Here is an 8,001-nt window from a genome sequence, read left to right on the forward strand (position 1 = left end):
TGAAAGAAGGCCAACAGGTTTCTTTCATCGCTACCCGCGGTCAGAAAGGCATGCAAGCTGAGGAAGTACAAGTTATCTAACTTGTAGCTTCTTTAGTAAAAAGCCCCGCCCTTAAAAGCGGGGCTTTTTTGTGGGCGTCTGTTTTGCACCCACAAAAAAATCACAACCTCCAGCAACCCAATTCTCTGTTGGAGTTGCCGAAGGCTGTGATCTGTTGATCTTCTAAAGGCTTACCAGGCTACGCCAAACCCTGCGGTATACCGGGTCTTGTTCAGATCAGCATCCTTGGTGCCGCTGATGATGTCGCGCTCAGCCTTGAGGTTGAGCGACGCCCAATCAGTGACCTTGTAGCGCAAGCCCATCTCCGCATCCAGCGCATAGTTGGCGACGTCGGAAAGTGGTTTGCCCAGTTCGCCGTTGGTGAAGAACTCGACCTTCTTGCCGATCAGGTAACGGTTGTAATCCCACTTCATGGCGACCGAGTAGAAATTGTCCTTGCCACCATCGCTGTACTCGTAATCGGTACGGTTGAGCAGCGAACCCAGCGAGAACGCTCCCAATTCGTCATCCCAGAACTGGTAACCAGGGCCGGTACCGACCACGCGCTGACGAGACAGCTCTTCAACGAAATCACGCTTGTAGTTCAAACGCCCCTGCCAGAACCACTTGTCTGTCAGGAAGCGGTCGAGTGCGTATTCGGCGCGCCAGTTATTGGTCGTGACCTGCTCATCCTGGACTTCGCGGTTGTACTCGCCCTCGGCGGTGTGCCGCCAGCGACCATGGCGTGCGGTGGTCTTGAAATCGATGTCGTAATCGTCGGTGTCTTTTTCCGCTCGCTGATAATCCAGCGCCAGACCGACATTGCCTTTCCAGACCAGATCCTCGACCACCGGTTTCGGTTTGAGAATCTGTTGAATACTTGCCAGCTCCACGGTTTTCGGTGCTTCACCGTTGGCCAAAGTGACCTTGCCATCATCGGCAGCGGTCAGTGACTTGGCCTTTTCACCAGTGTAAGCATCCTGCTTGACCAGCAATTCCTGATCGCTCTCCAGCGTCTTGACCTGTTTCCAGTCAATGGTGACCGCACCCGCGTACTGGGTCTGGATCAGCAACTTGCCGCCGTCGAACACAGAAATTTTGCCGCTCAACTTGTCACCGTTCTTTAACCAGACGGTATCGGCAAGCAGGGGCGTGGAGGCGCTGAAAACGGCAAGGCACAGCAAAGTTCTGGAGAACATAAGCGAATCAAAGGCTCAGTTTGCGAAAAAGGTCGGCATTATCCGTAGGAATAAGACCCTGACAAGGACTGACCGGACGATTTCCGTTGAGTTCATTTCTCAACTGGCGCTGCACGGATTACGCTTAAACTCCTTAACCCGACCATGTTCAGGAACCGCGCAGGTGACAGAGAAAACCCACGAGCCCGACAGCGAAGCGCAAATCCGACGCACGGCGCTCTACTCGACCCTCGCCCAAGTGCCGGAAGGCAAGGTCGTCAGCTATGGTCAGTTGGCCGAACTGGCTGGTTTGGGGCGCGCCGCCCGCTGGGTCGGCCGCACCTTGAGTCAACTACCCGGTGACACCCGACTGCCCTGGCACCGGGTTCTTGGCGCTGGTGGCCGGATCAGTCTGCCAGTGGGTAGCCCTTCAGGGGACGAACAGAGGGCACGATTACGCACGGAAGGCATCTCCATCCTGAACAATCGTGTGGATATTCGGCGCCATGGCTGGCGTCCGGTAGAGCACAGCGGTTAGAGTGCGCGCTTTGTTTTCGCAATCTTGAGGCAGACTTCAGCCCATGCCCCGTAAAACCTGGCGCGCCGCGCTAGCCGCTTATGCCAGTCCTTCGACGCTCGTGCTGTTGTTGCTGGGTTTCGCCGCCGGCCTGCCGTACATGCTGGTGTTTTCCACGCTTTCCGTCTGGCTGCGTGAAGCCGGTGTGGCCCGTGAAACCATCGGCTATGCCAGCCTGATCGGTCTGGCCTATGCGTTCAAATGGGTCTGGTCACCGCTGCTCGACCAATGGCGCCTGCCCCTGCTGGGCAAGCTCGGTCGTCGCCGTTCGTGGCTGGTGCTCTCGCAGACGCTGGTGATCCTTGGTCTGATCGGCATGGGTTTCTGTGATCCGCAGAAACACCTGTCCTGGCTGATCGCCATTGCCGTGGTCGTAGCTTTCGCCTCTGCAACTCAAGACATTGCAGTCGATGCCTATCGCCTGGAAATTGCCGAAGACAACCGCCAGGCCGCACTTGCTGCCAGCTATATGTCCGGCTATCGCGTCGCTGCATTGCTGGCGACCGCCGGAGCACTGTTCTTCGCCGAGGGTTTCGGCTCGACCGGTTTCAACTATCAACATTCGGCCTGGGCCGGCACCTACGCACTATTCGGGTTGCTGATGGTTCCCGCGCTGCTCACAACCCTGTTCATGCGTGAACCGCCAGTACCGCTGCGCACGCAATTGCAGGCCGGACGCTACAGCTTCGGACATCAACTGGCCTCGGTATTTGTGCTGATCGTATTGCTGGTGTCCGTACCGGCGATGTTCACCCAGCTCTACAACACCGACTTTTCCAGCGTGCTGTTTGGCGGCGTCAGCCCGCTCGATCTATTGCTGGAAGATCGTGCATTCCTGCGTGCCATCCTCTATACCCTGCTCACCGCGCTATGCCTGTCGACCATGGGCCGCCGTGGCTTGGCGCCGGTGCTGACACCGGTCAACGATTTCATCCTGCGTTATCGCTGGCAGGCCCTGCTGCTGCTCGGGCTGATCGCCACCTATCGAATGTCGGACACGGTCATGGGCGTGATGGCCAACGTGTTCTATATCGACCAGGGCTTCACCAAGGATCAGATCGCCAGCGTCAGTAAAGTCTTCGGCCTGATCATGACCCTGCTCGGCGCCGGCATGGGTGGCCTGCTGATCGTGCGCTTCGGCATTCTGCCGATCCTGTTCATCGGCGGAGCATGTTCGGCAGCCACCAACCTGCTGTTCGTGATGCTCGCCGACATGGGCCCGAACCTGAAAATGCTGATCGTGACCATTTCCCTCGACAACTTCAGTTCGGGACTGGCCACTTCAGCATTTGTCGCCTATCTGTCGAGCCTGACCAACCTGAAGTTCTCGGCAACGCAATACGCCCTGCTCAGCTCGATCATGCTCCTGCTGCCACGCCTCATAGGCGGCTATTCCGGAGTAATGGTCGAGAAGTTCGGCTACCACAACTTCTTCATGATCACCGCCCTGCTCGGCGTTCCGACTCTGGTGCTGATTGCTCTGCACTGGTTCCAGGAAAGCCGCCGCGAAGGCCCGACACCGACGCCCGAGCCCGTACCGACGCCCGTCGCAGAAGAGTCGTAGGACATTTCAGCTGTGGCGGGAGGAATCCCGCCCTTGCACTTCACCGCCGGCCACACTTCTGTACGTCAGCAAGTCTCGCCGGTACACTGCTCCGTCATATCCAGTCTCAGCAACCGACAACGGCCAACCATGCGCACCAGTCAATTTTTGCTCGCCACACAGAAAGAAACGCCTTCCGATGCGGTAGTAATCAGCCATCAGTTGATGCTGCGCGCCGGCATGATCCGTAAACTCGCCTCCGGCCTGTACACCTGGCTGCCCATGGGCCTGCGGGTTATGCGCAAGGTAGAAGCCATCGTTCGCGAAGAAATGAACGCCGCCGGCTCTCTTGAAGTGTTGATGCCGAGCACCCAACCGGCCGAGCTGTGGCAGGAATCGGGTCGCTGGGAAGAATACGGCCCTGAACTGCTGCGCATCAAAGACCGCCACGGTCGCGATTTCTGCGCCGGCCCGACTCACGAAGAAGTGATCACCGACCTGATGCGCAACGAGTTGAGCAGCTACAAACAGCTGCCAATCAACCTGTATCAGATCCAGACCAAATTCCGTGACGAAATCCGTCCACGCTTCGGTTTGATGCGCGGCCGCGAATTCATCATGAAGGACTCGTACTCCTTCCACGCCGACCAACCGTCGCTGCAGGTCACCTACGACCGCATGCACCTGGCGTACTGCAATATCTTCACCCGTCTGGGCCTGAAGTTCCGTCCGGTTGAAGCCGACAACGGCTCGATCGGTGGCGCCGGCTCCCACGAGTTCCACGTACTGGCCGAGTCTGGTGAAGACGACATCGCCTTCAGCAATGTCTCCGACTACGCAGCGAACATCGAGAAAGCCGAAGCCGTGCCACGGGAAACCTCGCGCGGCGCAGCGACTGAAGAGTTGCGCCTGGTCGATACCCCAGACACCAAGACCATTGCTGCGCTGGTGGAAAAGTTCGGTCTGCCGATTGAAAAGACCATCAAGACCCTGATCGTCCACGCCGAAGAAGAAGGCAAGCTGATCGCTCTGGTCATCCGTGGCGACCACGAACTCAATGAGATCAAGGCTGCCCAGCAACCAGGCGTTGCCAGCCCGCTGGTCATGGCTTCCGACGCCGAACTGCGTGACGCGATTGGCGCCGGCGCCGGTTCGCTCGGCCCGCTGAACCTGCCATTGCCGATCATCATCGACCGCTCGGTCGAGCTGATGAGCGACTTCGGTATCGGCGCGAACATCGACGACAAGCACTACTTCGGCGTGAACTGGGAGCGCGATCTGCCAGTTCCAACCGTTGCCGACCTGCGTAACGTGGTTGCCGGCGACCCTAGCCCTGACGGTAAAGGCACGCTGGAAATCAAGCGCGGCATCGAAGTCGGGCACATCTTCCAGCTGGGCAACAAGTACAGCAAGGCGATGAAGTGCGAAGTGCTGGGCGAGAACGGCAAGCCGGTAACCCTGGAAATGGGTTGCTACGGCATTGGCGTGTCCCGCGTGGTGGCTGCGGCCATCGAGCAGAACAACGACGAAAAAGGCATCATCTGGAGCGACACCCTGGCGCCGTTCCAGATCGCTTTGGTACCGCTGCGTTATGAAACCGAGCAGGTGCGCGAAGCCACCGACAAGCTGTACGCGGAACTCACCGCTGCCGGCTTCGAAGTGCTGCTGGATGATCGCGACAAGAAAACCAGCCCGGGCATCAAGTTCGCGGACATGGAGCTGATCGGCATTCCTCACCGGATCGTGGTCAGTGACCGCGGCCTCGCCGAAGGCAACCTGGAATACAAGAGCCGTACCGAGTCCGAAGCGCAAGCGCTGCCGGTCGCCGATGTGGTGTCCTTCCTTCAGGCCCGTATCCGCCGCTGATTCCAGATAGAGACCTCATGTTCAAGCGAAACACCTTAGGCCTCGGTGGCACCGCCCTGTGCGGTGCCCTGCTGGTCAGCGGCTGCGCCAATCAAATGTCACAGCGCAGCGAGCACGAAGAGCGGGTCGAGCGTAAGTTGCTCGATCACAGCCTGCAGATCGACGTCGGTGAGCCTAAGGAGCTTGAGCTGCCGCAACGACGCGTGAAGATCAACGAACAGAAGACTTTCGAAGTCACCGAGTTCGAGGTCACGCGTCGTTACGACCGCTACACGCCTTATCAACCCTGGCGCGAAATCTACGAGATTCCGCTGGGCGCGGTGGCGGTGGTGGCCGGTGTCGGCGCCAATATCGTCAACGTCTTCGCCCTCGGCAATCTGCCGGACAGCGTGACCAAGGACTGGCTGAGTTACGGTTTCGCCGGGCTCAACCCGTTCATGAACGTGCAGTCCCATGGTCGCGCGCAACAGAACCTGGCCGGTATCGATGAAGTCCAGCGCGACAAGCGCACGGAGTATTCGAGCCTGCCATGGAGCGAGCGTCCGGTGCAGGTCAAGGCCGGCAAGCAGTCGTTCGACATGACCACCGACCGTAACGGCGTGCTGCGCCTGAACCTGCTGGACAGTCCGTTCGCCGAAAATGACCTCAATCATGTCGGCAAACTGCAGATCAGCGTCGAAGACGCCAAGGATGACGTGCATAGCAATTCATCCCTGATCATCAGCAGCCACCTGCGCAGCAAGTTGCTGGAAGCGCATGGCTTGATTTACGACGATCTGGAAGATGACGAAGTCAGCGAGTGGGTGCACCGGGTCAAACGGCTGTCGGAGCTGGGTCTTGAAGAAGAAGCCAGCGAGCTGGAACAGAGCCTGATCGAGCTGACCCGTAACGATCCTGAATTGCAGGCTGAGTTTCTCAAGTCTCTGACCAAGGATGGCCGCCTGGTGGCTGATCCGGGGCCGAATTAAGGCCAATCGCGAGCAGGCTCGCTCCCACAGGACATTTGTGAACGCCACGAATCAAGTGTGGGAGCGAGCCTGCTCGCGATGAGGCCCTTTCATCCAACGCAAGACTACCGCTCAAACAACTCCATCTGCTCAAACCCGCCCCGCAAGTCCTCCAGCCGCACCCCCACCCCCAGCAACCGCACCGGTTTGCCACCTCTATTGAACGCCTGCGTCAGCATCAACTGATAACTGCCGAGATCACGCCCTGCCCCGGCCTGCTCCAGCGTGGTCTGGGTAAAGTCATGGAATTTCACTTTGACGAACGGCTTGCCCGGTCGATAGCTGCTGTCGATACGCGCCATACGGGTTTTGAGGGTTTCCAGCAGCTCCGGCAATTTGTCCAGGCAACTGCGCAGGTCCGGCAGATCAACGTCGTAAGTGTTTTCGACGCTGATCGACTGACGACGGCTGTCGTTATGCACCAGTCGATCATCGATCCCACGCGCCAGACTCCACAATCGCTCACCAAAACTGCCGAATTCGCGCACCAGCGTCAGCTTGTCCCACTCGCGTAACTGCATGCAGTCAACGATCCCCAGCCTGCCTAACTTGTCAGCCGTGACTTTGCCGACGCCGTGCAGCTTGCTCACTGGCAGGCCACTGACGAAGTCTTCGATCTGATCCGGGGTGATCACGAACAAGCCATTGGGCTTTTTCCAGTCGCTGGCAATTTTCGCCAGAAACTTGTTTGGCGCCACGCCGGCAGACACCGTGATATGCAATTGATTGGAGACCCGCCGCCGAATGTCCTGAGCGATGCGCGTCGCACTGCCCCCGAAATGCGCACTGTCGGACACGTCGAGGTAGGCTTCGTCGAGCGACAACGGTTCGATCAGGTCGGTGTAATCGCTGAAGATCGTATGAATTTCCTTAGAGGCTTCGCGATAGGCATCCATTCGCGGTTTGACGATGGTCAGATCCGGACACAGCTTTAAAGCATGCCCGGATGACATCGCCGAACGCACGCCATAAGCCCGCGCCTCATAGTTGCAGGTGGCGATTACCCCACGCCGATCCGCCGAACCACCCACCGCCAAAGGCTTGCCGGCAAGGTTCGGGTCGTCACGCATCTCGATCGCGGCGTAGAAACAATCACAATCGACGTGGATGATTTTTCGCTGAGTCATGGCAGAAAAGGAAGTATTGGCGAGCCGGATCGGCAGTATCTCACTGGCACCTGTATATAGCACCAGTGGTATGAATGTTCTTTTCCAACTGTAGGAAAAGGCATTTGAATTTATTTTCTCAATCGAAGGCGGGGCTCTGATAGAGCTGAAAGCCTTGCCCTGCCTGCCCCTCAGCCGTTTCGAACACCTGCAAACAGCGCTAACCGATTGAACAGGAACAGATTTTATCTGACTTGACGGTTGACACCCCTGCGATCCTCTGTAGAATGCCGACACACAGACGCGGGATGGAGCAGTCTGGTAGCTCGTCGGGCTCATAACCCGAAGGTCGTCGGTTCAAATCCGGCTCCCGCAACCAAACATCAAAAAAGGCTACTCGAAAGAGTGGCCTTTTTTGTGCGCGTTTGTTTTTCAGATTCAGTCTGCGTCGAGCGAGTCCGCCAAACAGGAATTCGTTGCATTTCCGAAACTTAACGAATGCCCCGCTACCGTTTGACGCTAATTCACGCTTATTTGACCCTTCTGCAGATTATCAGTTGACACCTCGTCGTTCGTCTGTAGAATGCCGCCACACAGACGCGGGATGGAGCAGTCTGGTAGCTCGTCGGGCTCATAACCCGAAGGTCGTCGGTTCAAATCCGGCTCCCGCAACCAAACATCAAAA

Annotated in this window: 6 protein-coding genes, 2 tRNA genes and 1 pseudogene; 7 read left to right on the top strand and 2 right to left on the bottom strand. The window is 57.8% G+C overall.

Features of this window, described 5'->3' with window-relative positions; genetic code table 11:
- Nucleotides 1-80: pseudogene (locus ACIOZM_RS20435) on the top strand (cold-shock protein); the annotation flags it as partial.
- A 150-nt stretch (nucleotides 81-230) separates the two neighbouring features.
- Here ACIOZM_RS20435 and ACIOZM_RS20440 read toward each other — a convergent pair.
- Entirely contained in the window at nucleotides 231-1,238 is a 1,008-nt protein-coding gene (locus ACIOZM_RS20440; protein ID WP_401216633.1) for a DUF481 domain-containing protein, read from the bottom strand.
- A gap of 163 nt (nucleotides 1,239-1,401) precedes the next feature.
- Here ACIOZM_RS20440 and ACIOZM_RS20445 point away from each other — a divergent pair, with 163 nt between their 5' ends.
- The 4 genes from ACIOZM_RS20445 (at nucleotide 1,402) to ACIOZM_RS20460 (ending at nucleotide 6,171) form a co-directional block, all read left to right on the top strand.
- Nucleotides 1,402-1,755, top strand: a complete 354-nt coding sequence (locus ACIOZM_RS20445) for an MGMT family protein (RefSeq protein ID WP_401216635.1) — start codon at nucleotides 1,402-1,404, stop codon at nucleotides 1,753-1,755.
- 43 nt (nucleotides 1,756-1,798) lie between these two features.
- Nucleotides 1,799-3,358, top strand: a complete 1,560-nt coding sequence (locus tag ACIOZM_RS20450; protein WP_401216636.1) for an AmpG family muropeptide MFS transporter — start codon at nucleotides 1,799-1,801, stop codon at nucleotides 3,356-3,358.
- A 129-nt stretch (nucleotides 3,359-3,487) separates the two neighbouring features.
- On the top strand, nucleotides 3,488-5,203 hold the full coding sequence (locus ACIOZM_RS20455; protein WP_401216637.1) for a proline--tRNA ligase: 1,716 nt from the start codon (nucleotides 3,488-3,490) through the stop codon (nucleotides 5,201-5,203).
- Between the two features lie 17 nt (nucleotides 5,204-5,220).
- The gene (locus ACIOZM_RS20460) at nucleotides 5,221-6,171 is read left to right on the top strand and encodes a hypothetical protein (protein ID WP_401216639.1); all 951 of its coding nucleotides are present in this window, start codon (nucleotides 5,221-5,223) and stop codon (nucleotides 6,169-6,171) included.
- Between the two features lie 104 nt (nucleotides 6,172-6,275).
- Here ACIOZM_RS20460 and dinB read toward each other — a convergent pair whose 3' ends face one another.
- On the bottom strand, nucleotides 6,276-7,337 hold the full coding sequence (gene dinB, locus ACIOZM_RS20465; RefSeq protein WP_401216641.1) for a DNA polymerase IV: 1,062 nt from the start codon (nucleotides 7,335-7,337) through the stop codon (nucleotides 6,276-6,278).
- Between the two features lie 281 nt (nucleotides 7,338-7,618).
- Here dinB and ACIOZM_RS20470 point away from each other — a divergent pair.
- Nucleotides 7,619-7,695: transfer RNA gene (locus ACIOZM_RS20470), tRNA-Met, on the top strand.
- A 219-nt stretch (nucleotides 7,696-7,914) separates the two neighbouring features.
- Nucleotides 7,915-7,991: transfer RNA gene (locus ACIOZM_RS20475), tRNA-Met, on the top strand.
- The last annotated feature ends 10 nt before the right edge of the window (nucleotides 7,992-8,001 follow it).

This window comes from Pseudomonas sp. NPDC087346, assembly GCF_044744235.1.
Lineage (GTDB): Bacteria > Pseudomonadota > Gammaproteobacteria > Pseudomonadales > Pseudomonadaceae > Aquipseudomonas.